The 25,033-nt window shown below is 69.8% G+C and carries 18 protein-coding genes, 1 tRNA gene and 1 pseudogene; 12 read left to right on the top strand and 8 right to left on the bottom strand.

Features of this window, described 5'->3' with window-relative positions; translation table 11 throughout:
* Positions 1-65: 65 nt before the first annotated feature.
* Positions 66-1,121: a UDP-N-acetylmuramate dehydrogenase gene (locus ACF1CT_RS12420; RefSeq protein WP_391783777.1), complete on the top strand. Its 1,056-nt coding sequence runs from the start codon at positions 66-68 to the stop codon at positions 1,119-1,121.
* Between the two features lie 119 nt (positions 1,122-1,240).
* Here the strand turns inward: ACF1CT_RS12420 and ACF1CT_RS12425 are convergent, their stop codons facing one another.
* Positions 1,241-1,876, bottom strand: a complete 636-nt coding sequence (locus ACF1CT_RS12425; protein WP_391783778.1) for an NAD(P)-dependent oxidoreductase — start codon at positions 1,874-1,876, stop codon at positions 1,241-1,243.
* 86 nt (positions 1,877-1,962) lie between these two features.
* On the opposite strand from ACF1CT_RS12425, the gene ACF1CT_RS12430 reads away from it, so the two are divergent.
* Positions 1,963-2,595, top strand: a complete 633-nt coding sequence (locus ACF1CT_RS12430) for a TetR/AcrR family transcriptional regulator (RefSeq protein ID WP_391783779.1) — start codon at positions 1,963-1,965, stop codon at positions 2,593-2,595.
* A gap of 14 nt (positions 2,596-2,609) precedes the next feature.
* Here ACF1CT_RS12430 and ACF1CT_RS12435 read toward each other — a convergent pair.
* Together ACF1CT_RS12435 and ACF1CT_RS12440 are read right to left on the bottom strand one after the other, a co-directional pair.
* Positions 2,610-3,614 (bottom strand): annotated as a pseudogene (locus tag ACF1CT_RS12435) (adenosine deaminase); the annotation flags it as partial.
* 153 nt (positions 3,615-3,767) lie between these two features.
* Positions 3,768-4,994 carry a pyridoxal phosphate-dependent aminotransferase gene (locus ACF1CT_RS12440; protein WP_391783780.1) on the bottom strand — a complete coding sequence of 409 codons (1,227 nt, stop codon included), beginning with the start codon at positions 4,992-4,994 and terminating at the stop codon, positions 3,768-3,770.
* A gap of 224 nt (positions 4,995-5,218) precedes the next feature.
* Between ACF1CT_RS12440 and ACF1CT_RS12445 the strand changes: the two genes are divergently transcribed.
* From ACF1CT_RS12445 to ACF1CT_RS12490, 10 genes are all read left to right on the top strand, one after another.
* A tRNA-Trp gene (locus ACF1CT_RS12445) sits at positions 5,219-5,291 on the top strand.
* Positions 5,292-5,397: 106 nt separating this feature from the next.
* Positions 5,398-5,682: a preprotein translocase subunit SecE gene (gene secE, locus ACF1CT_RS12450; protein WP_391783781.1), complete on the top strand. Its 285-nt coding sequence runs from the start codon at positions 5,398-5,400 to the stop codon at positions 5,680-5,682.
* Positions 5,683-5,755: 73 nt separating this feature from the next.
* The gene (gene nusG, locus ACF1CT_RS12455) at positions 5,756-6,634 is read left to right on the top strand and encodes a transcription termination/antitermination protein NusG (RefSeq protein WP_391783782.1); all 879 of its coding nucleotides are present in this window, start codon (positions 5,756-5,758) and stop codon (positions 6,632-6,634) included.
* Positions 6,635-6,828: 194 nt separating this feature from the next.
* Positions 6,829-7,263 (top strand): 50S ribosomal protein L11, encoded by a 435-nt coding sequence (gene rplK, locus ACF1CT_RS12460; RefSeq protein ID WP_073786749.1) that lies wholly within the window; start codon positions 6,829-6,831, stop codon positions 7,261-7,263.
* 81 nt (positions 7,264-7,344) lie between these two features.
* Entirely contained in the window at positions 7,345-8,067 is a 723-nt protein-coding gene (gene rplA, locus ACF1CT_RS12465; protein WP_391783783.1) for a 50S ribosomal protein L1, read from the top strand.
* Positions 8,068-8,229: 162 nt separating this feature from the next.
* A complete protein-coding gene (locus ACF1CT_RS12470) occupies positions 8,230-9,096 on the top strand; it encodes a hypothetical protein (RefSeq protein ID WP_391783784.1) in 867 nt (288 codons plus the stop codon).
* Positions 9,097-9,370: 274 nt separating this feature from the next.
* Positions 9,371-9,901: a 50S ribosomal protein L10 gene (gene rplJ, locus ACF1CT_RS12475; protein ID WP_391783785.1), complete on the top strand. Its 531-nt coding sequence runs from the start codon at positions 9,371-9,373 to the stop codon at positions 9,899-9,901.
* A 110-nt stretch (positions 9,902-10,011) separates the two neighbouring features.
* The gene (rplL, locus tag ACF1CT_RS12480; RefSeq protein WP_391783786.1) at positions 10,012-10,395 is read left to right on the top strand and encodes a 50S ribosomal protein L7/L12; all 384 of its coding nucleotides are present in this window, start codon (positions 10,012-10,014) and stop codon (positions 10,393-10,395) included.
* A gap of 602 nt (positions 10,396-10,997) precedes the next feature.
* Entirely contained in the window at positions 10,998-14,483 is a 3,486-nt protein-coding gene (gene rpoB, locus ACF1CT_RS12485; RefSeq protein ID WP_391783787.1) for a DNA-directed RNA polymerase subunit beta, read from the top strand.
* A 129-nt stretch (positions 14,484-14,612) separates the two neighbouring features.
* Complete coding sequence (locus ACF1CT_RS12490; RefSeq protein ID WP_391783788.1) at positions 14,613-18,527, top strand: DNA-directed RNA polymerase subunit beta'; 3,915 nt, start codon at positions 14,613-14,615, stop codon at positions 18,525-18,527.
* Positions 18,528-18,625: 98 nt separating this feature from the next.
* Here ACF1CT_RS12490 and ACF1CT_RS12495 read toward each other — a convergent pair whose 3' ends face one another.
* The 5 genes from ACF1CT_RS12495 to ACF1CT_RS12515 are packed head-to-tail and all read right to left on the bottom strand — an operon-like array spanning position 18,626 to position 24,777.
* Positions 18,626-19,705, bottom strand: a complete 1,080-nt coding sequence (locus ACF1CT_RS12495) for a M48 family metalloprotease (protein ID WP_391783789.1) — start codon at positions 19,703-19,705, stop codon at positions 18,626-18,628.
* 26 nt (positions 19,706-19,731) lie between these two features.
* Entirely contained in the window at positions 19,732-20,256 is a 525-nt protein-coding gene (locus ACF1CT_RS12500; RefSeq protein WP_391783790.1) for a Pycsar system effector family protein, read from the bottom strand.
* Positions 20,253-21,779: a hypothetical protein gene (locus ACF1CT_RS12505; RefSeq protein WP_391783791.1), complete on the bottom strand. Its 1,527-nt coding sequence runs from the start codon at positions 21,777-21,779 to the stop codon at positions 20,253-20,255. The genes ACF1CT_RS12500 and ACF1CT_RS12505 overlap by 4 nt, the downstream gene beginning before the upstream one ends.
* Positions 21,780-21,817: 38 nt before the next feature.
* Entirely contained in the window at positions 21,818-24,004 is a 2,187-nt protein-coding gene (locus ACF1CT_RS12510; protein WP_391783792.1) for a hypothetical protein, read from the bottom strand.
* Positions 24,001-24,777, bottom strand: coding sequence for a hypothetical protein (locus ACF1CT_RS12515; protein WP_391783793.1), 777 nt, complete (start codon positions 24,775-24,777; stop codon positions 24,001-24,003). Before ACF1CT_RS12515 ends, ACF1CT_RS12510 begins: the two co-directional genes overlap by 4 nt.
* Positions 24,778-25,033 lie beyond the last annotated feature (256 nt).

Below are 25,033 nucleotides of genomic sequence, written 5' to 3' on the forward strand. Positions count from 1 at the left end.
GAGCAGTGGGGCCGCGGGACCACGCGTCCTCGGCCGTCCGCGACCGGGACCGTACTCTTGTCCCCGTGCAGGAACTCCATGACGCCCCCCTCGCCCCCCTGACCACCTTCCGGCTCGGCGGCCCGGCCGCCCGCCTCCTCACGGCGACGACCGACGCCGAGGTGATCGAAGCCGTGCGCGAGGCGGACGACACCGGCACCCCGCTCCTGGTCATCGGCGGCGGCAGCAACCTGGTCATCGGCGACGAGGGGTTCGGCGGCACCGTCCTGCGCATCGCCACCGAGGGCTTCGTCCTCGACGGCACCTCACTGGAACTGGCCGCCGGGGAGATCTGGACGGACGCCGTCGCCCGCACCGTCGAAGCCGGCCTCGCGGGCATCGAGTGCCTGGCCGGAATCCCGGGCTCCGCCGGGGCCACCCCGATCCAGAACGTCGGCGCCTACGGCCAGGAGGTGTCCTCCACCATCACCGAGGTCGTCGCCTACGACCGCCGGGCCCGCGAAACGGTCACCATCCCGAACACCGCCTGCGCGTTCTCGTACCGGCACAGTCGCTTCAAGGCCGAACCCGACCGGTTCGTGGTGCTCCGCGTCCGTTTCCGGCTGGAGGACGCGGGCGGTCTGTCCGCGCCGCTCAGGTACGCCGAGACAGCCCGTGCCATGGGCGTCGAGCAGGGCGAGCGCGTGTCCGCCGCCGCCGCACGCGAGACCGTGCTCAAGCTCCGCGCGGGCAAGGGCATGGTGCTGGACCCCGAGGACCACGACTCCTGGTCGGCCGGCTCCTTCTTCACCAACCCGATCCTGGAGGCGGCGGAGTACGAGGCGTTCCTCGCCCGCGCCAGGGAGCGGCTCGGTCCCGGGGTGACGCCCCCCGCCTTCCCCGCGGACGCGGGACGCACCAAGACCTCCGCCGCCTGGCTCATCGACCGGGCCGGTTTCGCCAAGGGCCACGGCACCGGGCCCGCCCGCATCTCCACCAAGCACACCCTCGCGCTCACCAACCGGGGCGGCGCCACCACCGAGGACCTCCTCGCACTCGCCCGCGAGGTCGTCGCCGGGGTCCACGAGGCGTTCGGCGTCACCCTCGTCAACGAGCCGGTGACGGTCGGCGTGAGCCTGTAGGAGACGCCCAGAGGACGGCGCGGCGCGCCTCGGCCCGCACGCACCCGGTCCCTCCGCGCCGCGCCCGCACGTGTACGCCGGCTCCCGGCGGACCGTGCCCGCCGCGCCCCGGTCCGTGCTCAGTACGCCACGCCCACGCCCTGCCGTACCGACGCCGGATCGTCGACCAGCGCCAGCATCGCGTGGGCCACATCGGCCCGCGAGATGGTCCGGCCGCTGCGCGGACTGCCGCCGATCACCGTCCGGTACTTCCCCGTCAGCGGGCCGTCGGTGAGCTTCGGCGGACGCACCGACGTCCAGTCCGCCGCGCTCGCGGCCAGCGCCGCCTCCATCCGCGCGAGGTCCGCGTAGACCTCCCCGAGGACCGCGCCCACCGCCGCGCGGACCAGCCGGTCCACCAGCGGGTCGTCGGCCGGCCGCGGACCGACCGGGGCGGCGCTGACCACGACCAGCCGCCGCGTCCCCTCCGCCTCCATCGCCCGCAGCACCGCCCGGGTCAGCCGCTCCGCCACGCCGTTCGCCCGTCGGCCGTGCGAGCCGAGCCCGGAGAGCACCGCGTCCCGGCCCGCCACCACCTCGCGCAGCTCCTCCGGGTCGTCGAGCCCGGCCACCGCGTGCACCCGCACCTCGGAGAGCCGGACGGGCAGCCGCGCCGGGTCGCGGACCACCGCCGTCACCTCGTGCCCCGCCGCCACGGCCTGGCGGACCAGCTCCTGACCGACGCCGCCGGTCGCGCCGAACACCGTGATCCTCATTGCGCACCCTCCGGGGTGAGTAAGTATTCACTCACCCATAGGGTGAGCGCACACTCACCACCCCGTCAAGCGCCTTCGGAGTTCGCATGGAACAGAGAGCGGAGCGGATGCCGACCCGGGTCCGCATCCTCGACGCCGCCTACCGGCTGATGCTCACCATCGGTCTGGCCCGCGCCACCACCAAGGAGATCGCCCGGGCCGCAGGCTGTTCGGAGGCCGCGCTCTACAAGCACTTCTCCGGCAAGGAGGAACTGTTCGTTGCCGTGCTCAGGGAGCGGCTGCCCAAGGTCGGCCCGCTGCTGGAGCGGCTTGCCGCCGCCCCGGAGGCCGGGGAGCGCACCGTCGAGCAGAACCTCACCGAGATCGCCCGCCGGGCCGCGCTCTTCTACGAGCAGAGCTTCCCGATCGCCGCCTCGCTCTACGCCGACCCCCGGCTCAGGGCGCGCCACCACGAGGCGATGCGGGAGCTGGGCACCGGCCCGCACATGCCTCTGCGCGGCCTGGACGCCTACCTCCGCTCGGAGCGGGAGGCCGGGCGGATCCGCGCCGACGCGGACACCTACGCGGCGGCCTCACTGCTGCTGGGCGCCTGCGCGCAGCGGGCGTTCGCCTACGAGGCCACGGAGGACGGCGCGCCGCCGCAGTCCCTCGACGCCTTCGCCGCCTCCGTGGCCGGGGCGCTGGTACGGGGGCTGGGCGGCCCCGGACGGCCCGGCTGACCGGCCGGCCTCGTCAGCCAGGCGTCGATGCCCGCCAGCAGCTCCGTCCGGACCGTGCCCGGTGCCGCGGAGCCCCGTACCGACTGCCGGGCAAGTTCCGCGAGCTCCTCGTCGGTGAACGCGTGGTGGCGCCGCACCAGGTCGTACTGGGCGGCCAGCCGGGAGCCGAAGAGCAGCGGGTCGTCCGCGCCCAGCGCCATCGGCACCCCGGCCTCGAACAGAGTGCGCAGGGGGACGTCGGCGGGCTTCTCGTAGACGCCGAGTGCCACGTTCGACGCCGGGCACACCTCGCAGGTCACCCCGCGCTCCGCCAGCCTGCGCAGCAGTCGCGGGTCCTCGGCGGCCCGCACGCCGTGGCCGATCCGGGCCGCGTCCAGGTCGTCCAGGCAGTCCCGCACACTGGCCGGGCCGGACAGCTCGCCGCCGTGCGGGGCCGCCAGCAGTCCGCCCTCGCGGGCGATGGCGAACGCCCGGTCGAAGTCCCGGGCCATGCCGCGGCGCTCGTCGTTGGAGAGCCCGAATCCGACCACGCCCCGGTCCGCGTACCGCACCGCCAGCCGGGCCAGCGTCCGCGCGTCCAACGGGTGCTTCATCCGGTTCGCCGCGATCACCACCCGGATCGGCAGCCCGGTCTCGCGCGAGGCGGCGTCCACCGCGTCCAGGATGATCTCGATCGCCGGGATCAGCCCGCCGAGCAGCGGGGCGTACGAGGTGGGGTCGACCTGGATCTCCAGCCAGCCGGAACCGTCCGCGACGTCCTCCTGGGCCGTCTCGCGCACCAGGCGCCGGATGTCCTCGGGCTCTCTCAGGCAGGAACGGGCGATGTCGTAGAGCCGCTGGAAGCGGAACCAGCCGCGCTCGTCCGTGGCCCGCAGTCTGGGCGGCTCGCCGCCGGTCAGCGCCTCCGGCAGGTGCACGCCGTACTTGTCGGCGAGTTCCAGCAGGGTGGTGGGCCGCATCGACCCGGTGAAATGCAAGTGCAGGTGGGCCTTGGGCAACAGCCGTACATCACGCTCCATTCCAGGATCTTGCCGCATGCGCCGGGTCCGGCGGTAGCCACTGCGCCAATCAGAGGTAAAGCCAGAACAAACAAGCGACCCCCGGCCGGAGCCGGGGGTCGGGCAGGGGCGGAATTCCGTCCCTGGGCAGGAGTGGAATTCCACCCAGGGCCGTTACGCCTTGGCCTCCGCCAGCAGTTTCTGGATCCGGGAGACGCCCTCGACGAGGTCGTCGTCGCCCAGGGCGTACGAGAGGCGCAGGTAGCCCGGCGTGCCGAAGGCCTCGCCCGGCACGACCGCGACCTCGGCCTCGTCCAGGATGAGCGCCGCCAGCTCGACCGAGGTGGCCGGACGCCGGCCGCGGATCTCCTTGCCGAGCAGCTCCTTCACCGACGGGTACGCGTAGAACGCGCCCTCGGGCTCAGGGCACAGCACGCCGTCGATCTCGTTGAGCATCCGGACGATGGTGCGGCGGCGCCGGTCGAAGGCGGTGCGCATCTCGGCGACCGCGTCCAGGTTCCCCGACACGGCGGCCAGCGCGGCCACCTGGGCGACATTGGAGACGTTCGACGTGGCGTGCGACTGCAGGTTGGTCGCGGCCTTGACGACGTCCTTCGGGCCGATCACCCAGCCCACCCGCCAGCCGGTCATCGCGTACGTCTTGGCGACGCCGTTGACCACGACGCACTTGTCGCGCAGCTCGGGCACGATCGCCGGCAGCGAGGTGAACTTCGCGTCGCCGTAGACCAGGTGCTCGTAGATCTCGTCGGTCAGCACCCACAGGCCGTGCTCGACGGCCCAGCGGCCGATCGCCTCGGCGTCCGCCTCGCTGTACACGGCGCCGGTCGGGTTCGACGGGGAGACGAACAGGACGACCTTCGTGCGCTCCGTGCGCGCCGCCTCCAGCTGCTCCACGGAGACCCGGTAGCCGGTGGTCTCGTCGGCCACGACCTCCACCGGGACACCGCCGGCCAGCCGGATCGACTCGGGGTAGGTGGTCCAGTACGGGGCCGGGACGATGACCTCGTCGCCCGGGTCGAGGATCGCGGCGAACGCCTCGTAGATCGCCTGCTTGCCGCCGTTGGTCACCAGGATCTGGGAGGCGTCGACCTCGTAGCCGGAGTCGCGCAGCGTCTTCTCCGCGATCGCGGCCTTGAGCTCCGGGAGACCCCCCGCCGGGGTGTAACGGTGGTACTTCGGGTTGCGGCAGGCCTCGACGGCGGCCTCGACGATGTAGCCGGGGGTCGGGAAGTCGGGCTCACCGGCGCCGAAGCCGATCACCGGACGGCCGGCGGCCTTGAGGGCCTTGGCCTTGGCGTCGACGGCGAGGGTGGCGGACTCGGAGATGGCACCGACGCGGGCGGAGACCCGGCGCTCGGACGGAGAAGTTGCAGCGCTCATGGCCTCCATGGTTACAGACCGCCGAGCCCGTCGGCGCACGGGATTCACGGTCCGGACGGAGGCGCGACACCCTACGGACGGGAAGCGGCAGGGAGTTGTCGCGGGCCTTCTGTTCGACGCCGGGCCGTTGAGCACGTACACTCACCTGTCGTTGGCCTTCACCGCCGCGCCGTTTCCCCACCCGGAGCATTCGGGAGGATGCGGTAGGTTGGTGGAAACCACAAAGGGTCGTAGCTCAATTGGTAGAGCACTGGTCTCCAAAACCAGCGGTTGGGGGTTCAAGTCCCTCCGGCCCTGCTACACATTCCTTCGCCAGGAAGTGTGCGCATGTACGTACTTCAATGCACCGCCGTGCGGCTCGACCGGGCGCGGCACGGCCACGACCCGGAATCAGGTGAGAAGCGTGACGGACGCCGTGGGCTCCATCGACATGCCTGATGCCGAGGATGAAGTACCCGAGCCGAAGAAGGCCCGGAAGGGCGGCAAGCGCGGCAAGAAGGGCCCCCTGGGCCGCCTTGCTCTGTTCTACCGCCAGGTTGTCGCCGAGTTGCGCAAGGTCGTCTGGCCGACTCGTTCGCAGCTGACGACGTACACCAGTGTGGTGATCGTCTTCGTCGTCGTCATGATCGGGCTCGTGACCGTGATTGACTTCGGATTCCAGCGGGTCATCAAGTACGTCTTCGGCTGATCCCGCGGAGGGCGCCTCTTTGGCGCCCCTTTCGCATGTTCCACCCATTTGTATCCAGGAAGAAGCAGCCACCGTGTCTGACCCGAACCTGAACGACGCCGTCGAGCCGACGGCGGGCGCCTTCGAGTCCGCCGAGGACGAGCTCGACATCGTCGAGGGAGCGGACGCCGAGGACCCGGACCAGGCCGAATCTGCCGACGCCGCCGCGGGCGAGCCCGCCGAGGAGGCCGCCCTGCACGTCGAGGGCGACGCCGACGCGGTGTCCGAGGACGACGGGGACGACGAGACCGACGCCGAGGCAGCCGAGGAGGAGGCCGAGGAGGCCGCCGCCCCGGTGGACCCCGTCGAGGCCCTGCGCGAGGAGCTGCGCGGCCTCCCCGGCGAGTGGTACGTCATCCACACCTACGCGGGCTACGAGAAGCGCGTGAAGGCCAACCTGGAGCAGCGCGCCGTCTCGCTCAACGTCGAGGACTTCATCTACCAGGCCGAGGTCCCCGAGGAAGAGATCGTCCAGATCAAGAACGGCGAGCGCAAGAACGTCCGCCAGAACAAGCTCCCGGGCTACGTCCTGGTGCGCATGGACCTGACGAACGAGTCCTGGGGCGTCGTCCGCAACACCCCCGGTGTCACCGGCTTCGTGGGCAACGCGTACGACCCGTACCCGCTGACGCTGGACGAGATCGTCAAGATGCTCGCCCCGGAGGCCGAGGAGAAGGCCGCCCGCGAGGCGGCCGAGGCCGAGGGCAAGCCGGCGCCGGCCCGCAAGGTCGAGGTGCAGGTGCTCGACTTCGAGGTGGGCGACTCGGTCACCGTCACGGACGGCCCGTTCGCGACGCTCCAGGCGACGATCAACGAGATCAACGCCGACTCGAAGAAGGTCAAGGGTCTCGTCGAGATCTTCGGCCGCGAGACCCCGGTCGAGCTGAGCTTCGACCAGATCCAGAAGAACTAGCGTCCGGCCGCGGAACCAGCGGCCGCCGTCAGTTTTCGGACATACGCCTACCGAGCAGGTCGGGCCGGTTTCGCAGCCGGTCTGACCTGCTCGGTTTTTGGTCGCGCAGCCATACCCGTTATCGTTGCGCGGTATGCCTCCGTCCGGATGACCGGATGGTGGCGAAACACTCTCACTAGGACCCGGAGAGAGCAATGCCTCCCAAGAAGAAGAAGGTCACGGGGCTTATCAAGCTCCAGATCAACGCCGGTGCGGCCAACCCGGCCCCGCCGGTCGGCCCCGCGCTCGGCCAGCACGGCGTCAACATCATGGAGTTCTGCAAGGCCTACAACGCCGCGACCGAGTCGCAGCGTGGCATGGTCGTGCCGGTGGAGATCACGGTCTACGAGGACCGTTCCTTCACCTTCGTGACCAAGACTCCGCCGGCCGCGAAGCTGATCCTCAAGGCCGCGGGCGTGGAGAAGGGCTCCGGCGAGCCGCACAAGACCAAGGTCGCCAAGCTGACGGCCGCCCAGGTCCGCGAGATCGCCACGACGAAGCTCCCCGACCTGAACGCCAACGACCTCGACGCCGCGTCGAAGATCATCGAAGGCACCGCCCGTTCCATGGGCATCACGGTCGAAGGCTGACTCAGCCCCTCACGTACGCAGTGGTAGGGCCAAGCGCTGGTCCGCACCACGACTCCACATCCCGAAACCACAGGAGCAGAAGTGAAGCGCAGCAAGAACCTCCGCGCTGCGGACGCCAAGATCGACCGGTCGCGCACCTACGCGCCGCTCGAGGCCGTCCGTCTCGCCAAGGACACCGCGTCCACCAAGTTCGACGGAACCGTCGAGGTCGCGTTCTGCCTGGGTGTCGACCCTCGCAAGGCCGACCAGATGGTCCGCGGCACCGTGAACCTCCCGCACGGCACCGGCAAGACCGCCCGGGTCCTGGTCTTCGCGACCGGTGACCGTGCTGCGGCCGCGGAAGCCGCGGGCGCCGACATCGTCGGCGCCGACGAGCTCATCGACGAGGTGGCGAAGGGCCGTCTGGACTTCGACGCCGTCGTCGCCACCCCGGACCTCATGGGCAAGGTCGGCCGCCTCGGCCGGGTGCTCGGTCCGCGTGGTCTGATGCCGAACCCGAAGACCGGCACCGTCACCCCCGATGTCGTGAAGGCTGTCAACGACATCAAGGGCGGCAAGATCGAGTTCCGCGTCGACAAGCACTCGAACCTGCACTTCATCATCGGCAAGACGTCGTTCGACGACACCAAGCTGGTGGAGAACTACGCGGCGGCGCTGGAGGAGATCCTCCGTCTGAAGCCGTCCGCCGCCAAGGGCCGCTACATCAAGAAGGCCACCCTGGCCACCACGATGGGCCCCGGCATCCCGCTGGACGCCAACCGCACCCGTAACCTCCTCGTCGAGGAGGACCCGGCCTCCGTCTGAGCCCCCGCGCTCGGCAGCACGCCGCGTCACGTGTGACACCGACGGGCCCCGCACCTCTTGAGGTGCGGGGCCCGTCCCCGTGTTCGCACATACGATCCGGTTGTGTCGGTGCCGTGCGTTAGCGTGAGGCTCCCGGAGCCGAACGAGGGGTGGAGAGACGGCATGAGGACCAGAACCGCGCGACGTGTGGGCCCGGCCGCGGCGGTGGCCGTGGCGCTGATATCGGTCACGTCGTGCAGTGGCGCCGGCACCGCGGACCTGGTGGCCGCACTGCGGAAGATCGAGAAGAAGACCGACGGGGTCAGCTCGGCGAAGGTCGAGGGAACCATCGAGATGGGCGACCTCATGTCGATGAAGCAGACCGGTGTGGTCGGCTGGGCCGACGGCCTGTCCGGCAGCATGCAGATCACCTACACCGGCGGCAGCATGGCGGGCGTCCTGAAGCAGGGCGGTGGCAACGGGGCCATGGAGGCCCGTTACTACAAGGACGGCTACGCCGTGAACATGGGCGACGCCTTCGCCGCGCAGACCGGTGGCAAGCACTGGATCAGCTACCGGTACGCCGACATGGCGGAGCTCGCCGGTGCCTCCGGCGAGGCGATGAAGCAGCAGATGCAGAGCGCCGCGCCCAACCAGGGAGTGCGCTCCCTGCTGGCCTCCGGGGACGTCGAGAAGGTCGGCGAGGAGGATGTGCGAGGCGTCTCCACCACGCACTACTCGGGCACCCTCGACGTCGCCGAGCTGACCGGGAAGGACTCCGGGCTCGACGACAAGCAGCTCGCCGAGCTGAAGCAGCAGCTGAACGAGGCCGGGATCAGCACCGAGCAGGTCGACATCTGGGTCGACAAGAACGATCTGCTGATCAAGAAGACCGAACGGGCCAAGATGAAGACCGGCGAGATGAACGTGACGATGTACTACAGCGACTACGGCACGAAGGTCTCGGCGGAGAAGCCCCCGGCCGCCGACACCGCCACGTTCACCGACGTGATGAAGGACCTGGAGAAGTCCGTCGCGCAGGCCGGCTGAGCCCGGCCGGAGAGCGGTGGGCGGGCGGATTTGCCCGCCCCGGCACCCGTCGCGTACTCTCCTACAGAAGCCAAAGACCGCTGGTCGTCGCTGTTCTCCCGCAAGGAGGATGGTGACCGAAGGATCCGTCGAGTACGGGCGACCCGCGCAGGTGACTGTGGAGAGTTCCCGGAGTCCATCCGGTTGAGCTACGCCCTGGCCCCCTGCGCCGGGGCGTTCGTCTTTCCCGGCCCCTTCTGAGCGGTCCTCATCACCCGGAAGGAGGCCGACGCTCATGGCAAGGCCCGACAAGGCTGCCGCGGTGGCCGAGCTGACGGACCAGTTCCGCAGCTCGAACGCCGCCGTGCTGACCGAGTACCGGGGTCTCACCGTGGCCCAGCTCAAGGAGCTGCGCCGTTCGCTCGGTGAGAACGCCCAGTACGCCGTGGTGAAGAACACGCTGACCAAGATTGCGGCCAACGAGGCCGGGATCACTTCGCTGGACGACCACTTCACTGGTCCGACGGCGGTTGCCTTCATCACCGGTGACCCGGTGGAGTCGGCGAAGGGTCTTCGTGACTTCGCCAAGGACAACCCGAACCTCATCATCAAGGGCGGTGTCCTTGATGGCAAGGCGCTGACCGCCGATGAGATCAAGAAGCTCGCGGACCTCGAGTCCCGCGAGGTTCTGCTCAGCAAGCTGGCCGGTGCCTTCAAGGGCAAGCAGTCCCAGGCTGCCTCGCTCTTCCAGGCGCTGCCGTCGAAGCTCGTCCGTACCGTGGACGCGCTGCGCGCCAAGCAGGCCGAGCAGGGCGGTGCCGAGTAATTCGGCTCGCGCATTGACCGTCGCCTAGGCGGCGGTCGTAGCGGGCCGAACGTACGCCCGCCTCACATGTACATCCGGCACCAGCCGATTTAGTGGAAGGATCGCCCATCATGGCGAAGCTCAGCCAGGAAGACCTGCTCGCGCAGTTCGAGGACATGACCCTCATCGAGCTCTCCGAGTTCGTGAAGGCCTTCGAGGAGAAGTTCGACGTCACCGCCGCCGCTGCCGTCGCCGTCGCCGGCCCGGCCGGCCCGGCCGCCGCCGCCGAGGCCGTCGAGGAGCAGGACGAGTTCGACGTCATCCTCACCGGTGCCGGCGAGAAGAAGATCCAGGTCATCAAGGTCGTGCGTGAGCTGACCTCGCTGGGTCTGAAGGAGGCCAAGGACCTCGTCGACGGCACCCCGAAGCCGGTTCTCGAGAAGGTCGCCAAGGAGGCCGCCGAGAAGGCTGCCGAGTCCCTCAAGGCCGCCGGCGCTTCCGTCGAGGTCAAGTGACTCAGGGAGTCCGCTGACTCCTCCGGCCGACCGTGCCGTGGGGCACGTCGGCCGTCACACGAAGGGCGATCACCCATCAGGGTGGTCGCCCTTCGGCGTACCCGGGACGGCTGCCTTGCTCTTCCCGCGTTGACGAGTATGGTGATCATCGCCGTTGCCTCCCGGGGCGCGGCCAGGCCGACGCCGGGAGGCGTCCGGGGCGCCGTCCCGGCAGGGGGCCTTGACGAACCGCACTCGGCGCGCAATTCTCAGGACGCGTCAGCACATCGATCCGAATCCGAGGCATGGATCGTGGCCGAAGAGGGCAGTAAAGAAGAGCGCAGCACGCGCGGAACCAATAGGTGTTGAGACGAGCTGGTGAGAGCAACGTGGGTCTCTGAGAACCCTCACTGGACATCAGTGTGCCGTTTGGCTACACTGTCCCTTTGCGCTGCCTGTTAGCTGCCTCCTGCCCGTCACCAGGGGCATGCCCTCGCTTGAGCACCGACGATCAACCGTCTCTGACCTGGCCCTATCCGGCCGAATCAGGAACCGACCGTCTCGGCGTCCAGCTTGGGACCGGTACGCGCGTAGTGAGTCCGAGCCCTCGGAAGGACCCCCTCTTGGCCGCCTCGCGCAACGCCTCGACCGCGAATACGAACAACGGTGCCAGCACCGCCCCGCTGCGCATCTCCTTTGCAAAGATCAAGGAGCCCCTCGAGGTTCCGAACCTCCTCGCGCTGCAGACCGAGAGTTTTGACTGGCTTCTCGGCAATGCCGCCTGGAAGGCTCGCGTCGAGGCTGCTCTGGACAGTGGACAGGACGTCCCCACCAAGTCCGGACTGGAGGAGATCTTCGAGGAGATCTCTCCGATCGAGGACTTCTCCGGGTCGATGTCGCTGACGTTCCGCGACCACCGCTTCGAGCCCTCGAAGAACTCGATCGACGAGTGCAAGGAGCGCGACTTCACGTTCGCCGCCCCGCTCTTCGTCACCGCCGAGTTCACCAACAACGAGACCGGCGAGATCAAGTCCCAGACGGTCTTCATGGGCGACTTCCCGCTCATGACCAACAAGGGCACCTTCGTCATCAACGGCACCGAGCGTGTCGTCGTGTCGCAGCTGGTCCGCTCGCCCGGTGTCTACTTCGACTCCTCCATCGACAAGACGTCCGACAAGGACATCTTCTCCGCCAAGATCATCCCGTCCAGGGGTGCCTGGCTGGAGATGGAGATCGACAAGCGCGACATGGTCGGTGTCCGCATCGACCGCAAGCGCAAGCAGTCCGTCACCGTTCTCCTGAAGGCTCTCGGCTGGACGACCGAGCAGATCCTGGAGGAGTTCGGCGAGTACGAGTCCATGCGCGCCACCCTGGAGAAGGACCACACCCAGGGCCAGGACGACGCGCTGCTCGACATCTACCGCAAGCTCCGCCCGGGCGAGCCGCCCACCCGTGAGGCCGCCCAGACGCTGCTGGAGAACCTCTACTTCAACCCGAAGCGCTACGACCTCGCCAAGGTCGGCCGCTACAAGGTGAACAAGAAGCTCGGCGCCGACGAGCCGCTGAACGCCGGTGTGCTCACCACCGACGACGTCATCGCGACCATCAAGTACCTGGTCAAGCTGCACGCCGGTGAGACCGAGACGGTCGGCGAGTCCGGTCGCAACATCGTCGTCGAGACCGACGACATCGACCACTTCGGCAACCGCCGCCTGCGCAACGTCGGCGAGCTCATCCAGAACCAGGTCCGTACGGGTCTCGCCCGCATGGAGCGCGTCGTGCGCGAGCGCATGACGACCCAGGACGTCGAGGCGATCACGCCGCAGACCCTGATCAACATCCGGCCGGTCGTCGCCTCCATCAAGGAGTTCTTCGGCACCAGCCAGCTGTCCCAGTTCATGGACCAGAACAACCCGCTGTCCGGGCTGACGCACAAGCGTCGTCTGTCCGCGCTCGGCCCGGGTGGTCTCTCCCGTGAGCGGGCCGGCTTCGAGGTCCGTGACGTGCACCCGTCCCACTACGGACGCATGTGCCCGATCGAGACCCCCGAAGGCCCGAACATCGGTCTGATCGGTTCGCTCGCCTCGTACGGCCGCGTCAACGCGTTCGGCTTCATCGAGACGCCGTACCGCAAGGTCGTCGACGGTCAGGTCACCGACGAGGTCGACTACATCACGGCCGACGAGGAGGACCGCTACGTCATCGCCCAGGCGAACGCGACCCTCTCCGACGACCTGCGCTTCACCGAGCCTCGCGTGCTGGTCCGCCGCCGCGGCGGCGAGGTCGACTACGTGCCGCCGGCCGAGGTCGACTACATGGACGTCTCGCCGCGCCAGATGGTGTCCGTCGCGACCGCGATGATCCCCTTCCTGGAGCACGACGACGCCAACCGTGCCCTCATGGGCGCGAACATGATGCGTCAGGCGGTGCCGCTGATTAAGTCGGAGGCCCCGCTCGTCGGCACCGGCATGGAGTACCGCTGCGCCACCGACGCCGGTGACGTGCTCAAGGCCGAGAAGGACGGTGTGGTCCAGGAGGTCTCCGCGGACTACATCACCGTGACGAACGACGACGGCACGTACACCACGTACCGCATCGCCAAGTTCATGCGCTCCAACCAGGGCACCTCGGTCAACCAGAAGGTCGTCGTCTCCGAGGGCGACCGGGTCGTGGCCGACCAGGTCCTCGCCGACGGTCCGGCCACCGAGTTCGGTGAGATGGCCCTCGGCAAGAACCTGCTCGTGGCGTTCATGCCGTGGGAGGGTCACAACTACGAGGACGCGATCATCCTGTCGCAGCGCCTCGTGCAGGACGACGTCCTCTCCTCGATCCACATCGAGGAGCACGAGGTCGACGCCCGTGACACCAAGCTCGGCCCCGAGGAGATCACCCGGGACATCCCGAACGTCTCCGAGGAGGTCCTCGCCGACCTCGACGAGCGCGGCATCATCCGCATCGGTGCCGAGGTCGTCGCCGGTGACATCCTCGTCGGCAAGGTCACGCCCAAGGGCGAGACCGAGCTGACCCCCGAGGAGCGCCTGCTCCGCGCGATCTTCGGCGAGAAGGCGCGCGAGGTCCGTGACACCTCGCTGAAGGTCCCGCACGGTGAGATCGGCAAGGTCATCGGCGTCCGCGTCTTCGACCGCGAGGAGGGCGACGAGCTGCCGCCGGGCGTGAACCAGCTGGTCCGCGTCTACGTCGCGCAGAAGCGCAAGATCACCGACGGTGACAAGCTCGCCGGCCGTCACGGCAACAAGGGCGTCATCTCGAAGATCCTGCCGATCGAGGACATGCCGTTCCTGGAGGACGGCACCCCGGTCGACATCATCCTCAACCCGCTGGGTGTCCCGTCCCGAATGAACCCGGGACAGGTCCTGGAGATCCACCTCGGCTGGCTCGCCAGCCGCGGCTGGGACGTCTCCGGCCTCGGTGACGAGTGGGCCAAGCGCCTGCAGGCCATCGGCGCCGACCAGGTCGCCCCCGGCACCAACGTCGCCACCCCCGTCTTCGACGGTGCGCGCGAGGACGAGATCTCCGGTCTCTTCGAGGCCACGATCCCGAACCGCGACGGCGACCGCCTGGTGCAGCCCTCCGGCAAGGCCAAGCTGTTCGACGGCCGCTCCGGCGAGCCGTTCCCGGACCCGGTCTCGGTCGGCTACATGTACATCCTCAAGCTGCACCACCTTGTCGACGACAAGCTGCACGCGCGTTCGACGGGGCCGTACTCCATGATCACCCAGCAGCCGCTGGGTGGTAAGGCCCAGTTCGGTGGACAGCGCTTCGGTGAGATGGAGGTGTGGGCCCTTGAGGCATACGGCGCCGCATACGCCCTCCAGGAGCTCCTGACGATCAAGTCCGACGACGTGACCGGCCGCGTGAAGGTCTACGAGGCCATCGTCAAGGGCGAGAACATCCCCGAGCCCGGCATCCCCGAGTCCTTCAAGGTGCTCATCAAGGAAATGCAGTCGCTCTGCCTCAACGTGGAGGTGCTGTCCTCGGACGGCATGTCCATCGAGATGCGCGACACGGACGAGGACGTCTTCCGCGCGGCGGAGGAGCTCGGTATCGACCTGTCCCGGCGCGAGCCGAGCAGCGTCGAAGAGGTCTGACGGGTTGGCCGGCCGGATCTCCCTGATCCGGCCGGCTCTCCCCGGACCCGTTCAGACCATTGCTGAAGTGCCCCGATTTCTCGCCTGACGCGAGGGGGCTCGAACCCCCGAAAGAGGGATTGACGACAAGTGCTCGACGTCAACTTCTTCGACGAGCTGCGGATCGGCCTTGCCACCGCGGACGACATCCGGACCTGGTCCCACGGCGAGGTCAAGAAGCCGGAGACCATCAACTACCGCACGCTCAAGCCCGAAAAGGACGGACTCTTCTGCGAGAAGATCTTCGGTCCGACCCGGGACTGGGAGTGCTACTGCGGCAAGTACAAGCGTGTCCGCTTCAAGGGCATCATCTGTGAGCGCTGTGGCGTCGAGGTCACGCGCGCCAAGGTGCGTCGTGAGCGGATGGGCCACATCGAGCTCGCCGCCCCCGTCACCCACATCTGGTACTTCAAGGGCGTCCCGTCGCGCCTCGGGTACCTGCTCGACCTCGCGCCGAAGGACCTGGAGAAGGTCATCTACTTCGCCGCGTACATGATCACGTACGTGGACGAGGAGCGCCGCACGCGCGACCTGCCCTCGCTGGAGGCGCACGTCTCCGTCGAGCGCCAGCAGATCGAGAACCGCCGCGACGCCGACCTTGAGGCCCGCGCCAAGAAGCTTGAGACCGACCTGGCCGAGCTGGAGGCCGAGGGCGCCAAGGCCGATGTGCGCCGCAAGGTGCGCGAGGGCGCCGAGCGCGAGATGAAGCAGCTCCGCGACCGCGCGCAGCGCGAGATCGACCGCCTCGACGAGGTGTGGAGCCGCTTCAAGAACCTCAAGGTCCAGGACCTGGAGGGCGACGAGCTGCTCTACCGCGAGCTGCGTGACCGCTTCGGCACGTACTTCGACGGCTGCATGGGCGCCGCCGCGCTGCAGAAGCGCCTGGAGTCCTTCGACCTCGACGAGGAGGCCGAGCGCCTCCGCGAGATCATCCGTACCGGCAAGGGCCAGAAGAAGACCCGTGCGCTCAAGCGCCTCAAGGTCGTCTCCGCGTTCCTGCAGACCAGCAACAAGCCCAAGGGCATGGTGCTCGACTGCGTGCCGGTCATCCCGCCGGACCTGCGTCCGATGGTGCAGCTGGACGGTGGCCGCTTCGCGACCTCCGACCTGAACGACCTGTACCGCCGCGTGATCAACCGCAACAACCGCCTGAAGCGGCTTCTCGACCTCGGCGCGCCCGAGATCATCGTGAACAACGAGAAGCGCATGCTCCAGGAGGCCGTGGACGCCCTCTTCGACAACGGTCGTCGCGGTCGTCCGGTGACGGGCCCCGGCAACCGCCCGCTGAAGTCCCTCAGCGACATGCTGAAGGGCAAGCAGGGTCGTTTCCGTCAGAACCTGCTCGGCAAGCGCGTGGACTACTCCGCGCGTTCCGTGATCGTCGTCGGTCCGCAGCTGAAGCTGCACCAGTGCGGTCTGCCGAAGGCCATGGCGCTGGAGCTCTTCAAGCCGTTCGTGATGAAGCGCCTGGTCGACCTGAACCACGCGCAGAACATCAAGTCGGCCAAGCGCATGGTCGAGCGCGGTCGCACCGTGGTGTACGACGTCCTCGAAGAGGTCATCGCCGAGCACCCGGTGCTGCTGAACCGTGCGCCCACGCTGCACCGCCTCGGCATCCAGGCCTTCGAGCCGCAGCTCGTCGAGGGCAAGGCCATCCAGATCCACCCGCTCGTCTGCACCGCGTTCAACGCGGACTTCGACGGTGACCAGATGGCCGTGCACCTGCCGCTGTCCGCGGAGGCGCAGGCCGAGGCCCGCATCCTGATGCTGTCCTCGAACAACATCCTGAAGCCGGCCGACGGCCGTCCGGTCACCATGCCGACCCAGGACATGGTGCTGGGTCTGTTCTTCCTCACCACGGACGAGGCCGAGCGCGACGTCGTCGGCCAGGGCCGGTCCTTCGGCTCCACGGCCGAGGCCATCATGGCCTTCGACGCCCGCGAGCTGTCGCTCCAGGCGAAGGTCGACATCCGCTTCCCGGTGGGCACCATCCCGCCGCGCGGCTGGGTGCCGCCGGTCGCCGCGGAGGGCGACGACGCCGTCGGGGAGCGGGAGTACCAGCAGGGCGACTCGTTCCGGCTGCGCACGTCCCTGGGCCGCGCGCTCTTCAACGAGCTGCTGCCCGAGGACTACCCGTTCGTCGACTACTCGGTCGGCAAGAAGCAGCTCTCCGAGATCGTCAACGACCTCGCCGAGCGCTACCCCAAGGTCATCGTGGCGGCGACGCTCGACAACCTGAAGGCGGCGGGCTTCTTCTGGGCGACCCGTTCCGGTGTCACCGTGGCCATCTCCGACGTCGTGGTCCCCGAGGCCAAGAAGGCGATCGTCGCGGGCTACGAGGCGCAGGACGAGAAGGTCCAGAAGCAGTACGAGCGCGGTCTGATCACCAAGGACGAGCGCACGCAGGAACTCATCGCGATCTGGACCAAGGCGACCAACGAGGTCGCCGAGGCCATGAACGAGAACTTCCCGCGGACGAACCCGATCTTCATGATGGTGGACTCGGGCGCCCGAGGAAACATGATGCAGATGCGTCAGATCGCCGGTATGCGTGGTCTGGTGTCCAACGCCAAGAACGAGACGATCCCGCGTCCCATCAAGGCGTCCTTCCGCGAGGGCCTGTCCGTGCTGGAGTACTTCATCTCCACGCACGGTGCCCGTAAGGGTCTGGCGGACACCGCCCTGCGTACCGCCGACTCGGGTTACCTGACCCGTCGTCTGGTGGACGTCTCGCAGGACGTGATCATTCGCGAGGAGGACTGCGGCACCGACCGCGGCCTCAAGCTGAAGATCGCCGTCAAGGGCGCCGACGGCGTGCTCCGCAAGACGGAGGACGTCGAGACCTCGGTCTACGCCCGCATGCTCGCCGAGGACGTCGTCGTCGACGGCAAGGTCATCGCGCCGGCCAACGTCGACCTCGGTGACGTGCTGATCGACGCGCTGGTCGCCGCCGGCGTCGGGGAGGTCAAGACCCGCTCGGTCCTGACCTGCGAGTCCGCGGTCGGCACCTGTGCCTTCTGCTACGGACGCTCGCTCGCCACCGGCAAGCTCGTCGACATCGGCGAGGCGGTCGGCATCATCGCCGCCCAGTCCATCGGTGAGCCCGGTACCCAGCTGACGATGCGTACCTTCCACACCGGTGGTGTGGCCGGTGACGACATCACCCAGGGTCTGCCCCGTGTCGTCGAGCTCTTCGAGGCCCGTACGCCCAAGGGTGTCGCCCCGATCTCCGAGGCCGCGGGCCGTGTCCGCATCGAGGAGACCGAGAAGACCAAGAAGATCGTCGTCACCCCGGACGACGGCAGCGAGGAGACGGCCTACCCGATCTCCAAGCGTGCCCGTCTGCTGGTCGGCGAGGGCGACCACGTCGAGGTGGGCCAGAAGCTCACCGTGGGTGCCACCAACCCGCACGACGTGCTCCGCATCCTCGGCCAGCGCGCCGTCCAGGTCCACCTGGTCGGCGAGGTCCAGAAGGTCTACAACTCGCAGGGCGTGTCGATCCACGACAAGCACATCGAGATCATCATCCGGCAGATGCTCCGCCGCGTGACGATCATCGAGTCCGGCGACGCGGAACTGCTGCCGGGCGAGCTCGTCGAGCGCTCGAAGTTCGAGACCGAGAACCGTCGTGTGGTCACCGAGGGCGGTCACCCCGCCTCCGGCCGTCCGCAGCTGATGGGTATCACCAAGGCCTCGCTGGCGACGGAATCCTGGCTGTCGGCCGCCTCCTTCCAGGAGACGACCCGAGTGCTGACGGACGCGGCGATCAACGCCAAGTCCGACAGCCTCATCGGCCTCAAGGAGAACGTCATCATCGGTAAGCTCATCCCGGCCGGTACGGGCCTGTCCCGCTACCGCAACATCCGGGTCGAGCCGACCGAGGAGGCCAAGGCCGCGATGTACTCGGCCGTCGGCTACGACGACATCGACTACTCGCCGTTCGGCACCGGCTCCGGCCAGGCCGTTCCGCTGGAGGACTACGACTACGGTCCGTACAACCAGTAGGCGAGTCGCCCGAACGACCGGAGGGCGGTCATCCCGTGTGCGGGGTGGCCGCCCTCCGGCGTGTGCCGGGGGCCGTCTCCGGGGCAGGACACCCGCGGCTACAGGTAGGGCCGCAGGTGGTGCAGTCGGGTCGGGACGTCGGGGTGGGAGGCGAGCAGCCGCACGGGTGCGGGCCTCCGGCCCTTGCCCTTGACCGCGGTGGACGTCGTCTGCCGTGCCCGTACCTCGTTCGCGTGCATGGTCTGGAGCACATCCGCGAGCTGCGGTGCGAAGCCGAGTGCGGCGGCGTGATGGTCGGCACGGAGTTCGGCGCGCCGGTCCCACGCCGCCGAGAAGTACGGAAGCACCAGGAGCAGGGGAAGTCCGTACAGGACTGCCATGGTGGCCGAGGCGAGGCCGCCGACGGCCAGGAGCAGCGCGCCGAGGGTGAGGTAGACGGCACAGCGGGCCGGTGTGATCAGGTGGCGGGCCGTCGCGCGGAGGACGCGCCACACCCCGCGGCCCGGCAGCCCGTACCAGTGGCCGAGCAGCGAGGACCACGCGTGGCCACCGGTGTGGTGCCCGAGCTCATGGGCGAGTACGGCGGCCAACTGGGCACTCGGCAACTGTTCGAGCGCGAACCGGGTGACGCCCACGATGTGGCCCGCGGCGGCATACGCGTTGAGGTCGTCGCTCTCCTCGATCCAGAGCTGGTAGCGCGTCCCGTCGACACCGGCGAGGGCCGTCACCTCCCGCCACACCGGTTCCAGCCGAGTGGCCTCGCACGGTGTCGGCCGCTGGAGACCGAGGTGGTACCGGGCCAGCAGATCCTCCGTGGGCCGGTGGAAGACGAGGGTGCCGGAGACCAGCCAGAGCAGTGCGGGCAACCAGAACGGCAACCCGAGGCAGCGGTCCAGCACCGTGCCGGCGAGCAGCGTCACCAGAGCGCTCAGCAGGAAGGCCGGCAGCGCCAGCACCAGCCTTCCGAGCGCGGCGGCGTCCACGCGCCGTTGGTGCGCGGCGTAGTACACGCGCCTGCCCGGCCCGTGCTCGTAGACCAGGTCGTCGGGCGCGGCGGTCGCGTACCGAGTCCGGGGCGGCGCCGCACTCTCGCCGTCGTGCGGGGCCCGCCCGGGGCCGTCGTCCGGTCGGTCGGGTCCGTCGCCGGGGTCCTGTGGCCGAGGTGCCGGTCGGGTCATGGTCGTCCTTCGCGTGAGGAGGAGGGTCAGCCGAGGAACAGCGAGGCGGGGAGCAGCACGGTCCCCACGGAGTAGGCGAGCAGCCCCGCGCGTATCCACTGGTGCTTGCGCACGGCGATGCGGCTGGTCTCGGCCAGGGCGATGACGAGTGCGGCGGTGGCATCGTCCTCGGTGGCGTCGAGCGCTTCCGCCAACCGGTTCTCGCGGGCGGCGCGCCTGATGTCCGCGAAGTACGTGAGAGGTGCTCCGGGTGTCCAGGTACTGCCCCGATAGCGCGGGAGTACGGCCATCAGCAGGGAGAGCAGCGCGGTCGCCAGTCCGCCGGTCCCCGTCCACCACAGGGCGGTGCCGGGGCCGGAGAGCGCGTCCGGGCGCCATTCGTTGCCGGCCAGCCAGCCGCTGATCACGCCCGCGGTCATGCCGAGCGCGGCGACCAGCACGGACGCCTTGCTGTCGGCCCGCGCGATCTCCGAGCGCAGATCGAGGAGGAGCTGTGTCCCGACGTCGGTGCGGCGGACCGGGGGGAGCGGGTCCGGGGTGATGCCGGTCATGCCTTCCGGTCCTCTCGGTCCGGTGTGCCGGGCGGGTCCGCGGCGGCGTACGGCGAGTCCGCCGTTCCGGGAGGGGCCGCTGCCCCGGAGAGAGGTGCGGTTCCGGCCGTCGCCGCTTCGGCCTTCGACAGGCCGACCGTTCCGGCCGTCCCCCGCGCACCTGCCGTGCCCGCCGACGCCAGGTCCGTATCCGCCGGTCTCAGGGGAGTGCTGCCGTAGCCGGGTGGTGGACGCCAACCCGGCAGTGCGCTCAGGGGCGTGTCGTCCTCCCGGCCGGAGGCGCGGGAGGCGGTTGCGTCCGGTCGGTGCCCGCCCCCGGTGCCGGTTTCGGCAGGGTCGATCCGGGCGGCACGACCGGGGGAGGACCAGGAGACGTCCCGCGGGACCGGTCCCGAGGTCTCCTCGGGCATCGACACGGTCAGCCGGCCGGCGGCCGTGCTCTGCGCCGTGACACCGGGCAGATGCTGGTCCAGCACCTCGATCACCGCCTGGAACGCAAGCTTCTTCGGCGTCTCCAGCTCGTGGTTCTCCGCGCTGTCCCCGGTCAGGAGTTCGCCGGCCAGTGCCAACTTCGCCCGGATCGCCCGCATCTGGTCGTCCCGCAGGTTCCGCACCACGAGGCCGGTGTCGTCGGGGTGGTCGGCCAGGTGGAGCGCCCACGCACGGACCCCGCCCTGCTCCAGGTACTTCTCGTAGAAGGCGATCTTCTCCGCGTTCACCTGCTGCAGTTCCATGTGCCGACGGGCCCGGTCGACCGCCTGCGCGTGCTGCCACCCCTGCTCCCGCAGCGCGAGTTCGTGCTGCTGCGCACCGAACGCGGCAGCACGCTCCCACTGCAGCGTGTCCTGCTCCCTGCTCCGCCGGTCGATCGCCGCATCGTGTTCCCGGCCGCGCCGCTCGGCATGGACCTGTTCGGTGGCGGCGTGATCGATGGACCTCATGCGCCGCACGTGATCGATGGCACCCTGGTCCCCGCGCAGCCGTACGGTCCAGGTGACCGTGAGCCCGGCCCGGGCGCCGAGCGCACCCTGCGCGGGTACCTCCCGCAGCAGCGCCTGTTCCGCCTCCGCGCTGTGCGAAACGGCGTGACGCCGGGTGACGGGCCGGGCCGCCTGTTCCAGTTCGTTGATCAGTAATCGGGGCACGTCCCGGTACCGGCTCGCCACGAACATGGCGGGATCGGCGACCTGCCAGGCGAGTTCGACGGCCGCCCCGAACTCGAAGGCGTCGTCGTCGCTCGGCAGGACGATCTCCTCGCGCACGGGGTGGACGCCCATGTCGACCTCGAACACCGAGGTGTAGCGCTTGGCCGCGGCCCCCATCCGGGTGGGCCGGACCGGCGGGAGGTAGGTGTCGTAGGAACCGTCGGGGGCCGAGAAGACAAGGGCGTGATCGATGCGGGTGAGCGGTCGGCGGGCGAACCCGAAACGGGACAGTTGGCGGACCGTGACCACCGGGTCGGCCAACCGGCTGCCGCGGTCGGCGTGCTGATCCCAGTCGGGCGCACGGCGGAATTCGAGCATGGCGCACTCTCCTGTTGCTGTGGACGGTGTCGTACGGATCAGGCGGGCGGCAGGACGGCGAGCAGACGGTTCGCCACCGGCGGGGGATCGGCGCCGTCCTCGCCGGGCATGGTGCGCAGCAGATGGCTGAGCCGCTGGCGCTGTGACGGTGTGGTGACGAGGGCGGGCAGCAGGGCCGCGAGCGCCCATTCCGTGCTCGGGTCGTGGTCCGCCGCCAGTACCCACAGGCGCAGCACGTCGAGCGCCTCCCGGGTGTGGCCGAGGCTCTCCAGGGCGGTGCGCCACAGGGTCGCGATGCCGTCGGCGGACGGTGTCCGTTCAGCCGCGGCCCGGGTGTACCAGGCGAGCACGCTCGGCAGGCCGCGGCGTTCGTCCTGTTCGGTGCGGCGGCAGGCGCTGATGAAGCCGTCGAGGGCGAGGTCGGTGGCCGGCCGGTCGTCGTGCAGCGTTCTGAGCAGTCCCGCGAGTACGTCGTCGCCCGCCGGCGACAGCAGCAGCAGTTCCGCGGACTGGGCCAGCTGTTCCGAGATCTCCGCGTCGTGGTCCGGCTGTCCCGCCTGCCTCGCCCGTCCGGACTGCCCCGCCTGATGCCGGGCCGCCGCACGCAGCGCCGCCAGGGTCTCGGAGGGACGCTCGGGGCCGATCAGCCCATGGGCGCGGATGGCCACCCAGCGCAGTGGCGGCGTCTCGCTCTCGCACCAGGCGTCGAGGATGCGCGGCACGTTGGGGGTGCCGAGGCGGTGGGCGAGTGTCAGCGCGCTGACGGCGACGACACGGTGCCGGTAGAGGCGGGAGGAGGCCCACGGCTCGATGACCAGCGCCATGGCGGACGGCAGGTCGGTGTGGGCGAGCACCGCGACGGTGGAGGCGGCGCGGGTCCGGACGAACGGCCGTCCGTCCTCCGCCAGCCGTCGCAGCCACCGTACGAGCGCGGGCCGGGCCGACGGGTGCCCCGTCCACATCTCGCGCAGCAGCACGAGCGGAGCCCGCTCATCCAGGAACTCGGCCTTCACCTGCTGGACCGGGCCCCACTCGGTGGGTTCCTCGGCCTCGAACCGGCGGGCCCGGGCAAGTTGGAGCCGCTTGCCGATGTGCGTGCCGAAGACCGGGACGGTGACGCGATTCGTACCGCTCTCGGTCTCCTGGAGGAAGGCGTAGAGCCGATCACTGAGTTCGGCCGTCAGCGCGTACGGGCCCTGGTCGAAGGCGGCGAGGGCGACGAGGAACGCCTTGTCCCGCAGACGCAGTACGGACCCGTCGTCCTCGAACCACTCCTGTACCTGGTTCTCCAGCGCGACCAGGGAGAAGTCCCCGAGCTGAGCGGCGTCGGCCTCCCCGGCCGCGTACTTCGCCAGCAGCCGGGCGAATTCGGCGGCCTCGCGGGGCTGGTGGCTCCGCTGGAGGAACGCGGCCACGGCCGGCAGGGACAGCAGCCCGGCCACGCCGTCCTCATCCACCAGTGCGCCCAGGTGCGCGGCGAGGACCTCACCCGCGGGAGGAGCCTCCCAGGCCACCACGGGTACGTCCTCCAGCAGGGCCGTCGGACCGACGGTGATCACCAGGTAGGCGTCCTCGCCCAGTTCCTTGCGGGCGGCCAGCAGGTCCGCCTCGCGCAGCGGCCGGCCGGGTTCGGTGATCAGGTCGCACAGGACGTGGCCGGTCGGGCCGCCGTGCGCCGTACCGCCGCCCAGGCCGGCCGTGAGCTGTCCGGGAGTGGTGTCCCGTCCGATCGCGCGCACCGGGTCGGCGCCGACCCGGTGCAGCAGCATGAGCGCGGCGGTTCGCCGTCCCGTGAAGTAGGGGCCGGAGAGCACCAGGACGTGTTCCTCGCGCAACCGGTCGGTCAACGCCTCGAAGCCGTCGTGCGCGGGGACGAAGCAGGCGGACAGTTCGTCGAGGGCGGACCGCGCGATCTCGCCCGAGGCATGGAGTGCGGAGGACGAGCCGAACTGGTAGACGATCTCCGTCTTGCCGACCAGGACGTCGCCGTAGAAGGTGCCGCCGCCGATGCCGTGGTTGACGCCGCCGTGGACACCGCCGTCGATCCGGGTCCCGTTCCCGAGCCCCATGGTCCGCGGGGTGTGGCTCTCCAGATCCCGGCGGGCCGCCCAGGCGGGCTGCGGATGGTCGGCCTCCCCGGGCGGCTCGGTGTCGGGCTGGTGACCGTCCGCCCCCTCGGCGGGCCGGTCGTCCCCCGGGGGGACCGGCTGTTCCTCCACGCTCACCGGCGCTCCCCACGGCCGCCGTCGCCGAAGTGGACGTCGCCGTTGAAGGTGCCGCCGCCGATGCCGTGGTTGGTTCCGCCGAAGACGCCGCCCGAGACCGTGGCGCCCCCGAAGTCGAAGGTCCGGGCCGGTGCCTGCGGGGTGTGCGGGACGACGCCCGGGCCGGCCGCCGCGTCCGCGTCCCCGGAGCGCGGGACCGCGTGCGGAACCGGGCCGCGCAGCCAGGCGGCGAGCGGGCCGTTCTTGCTGTCCACCGTGACGGAACGGAACTCCTCGGCCGGTACGCCGGTGTGACTGTGCCGCACGACCCCCTGGTACACGGCATCGGACACACACAGCGCGAAGTCCTCCGGGTCGTCCCGCAGCGCGTTCCTCAGCAACTCCGCGTCCAGCAGTCTGCACGCGTGGTTGAGGTCGCTGCCCACCCATCCGTCGAGCCCGTCCACCGCGACGTACCCCGAGGCGACCACACCGCGCAGCCGCATCCGGGCGGACGCGGCCGCGCGTCGGTTGCGGCTGCGCAGCTGGGCCGGGACCTCGGTCAGCAGCGCCCGCAGAAGAGCGATCACCGAGCAGTTGGCGTCGATCAGCTCCATCACGGAGTCACCGCGGTCCGCCCGCCTGCGCCGGGTCTCGTCGATCCCGGCCGCCAGCAGCGCCCGGTCGACGAGGTCGTAGAGCATGCGGCGCAGGTACGCCTGCTCGACGTCGTCGCGGTCGCTGTACTTCTCGATGTCGAGCAGCAGGATCGTGCTGTTCACGGGGTCGTTCACGGGGGGCCTCTCGCTCGGGTCTTCGTGGGTGGGGACACGAGCGTGGGGCCGGTGCGGGCGCGGTGGTGAGGACGGAAGACTCACTCGGAGTGTGACCGTGTGCACAGCGCCGGGAGCACGACTGTGCAGTGGAGCCGGACGAACCGTCCTTCTCCGCGGGGCCACGGGGGCCGAGAGGCTTGTCCGCGGGCCCACCCGGTCCGAGGGACGTGCGGACCCACAGGGCCCGCGGGACGTACGGAACCTGCGGGACGTA

It is taken from the genome of Streptomyces sp. NPDC014734 (assembly GCF_043083325.1).
Classification (GTDB): domain Bacteria; phylum Actinomycetota; class Actinomycetes; order Streptomycetales; family Streptomycetaceae; genus Streptomyces.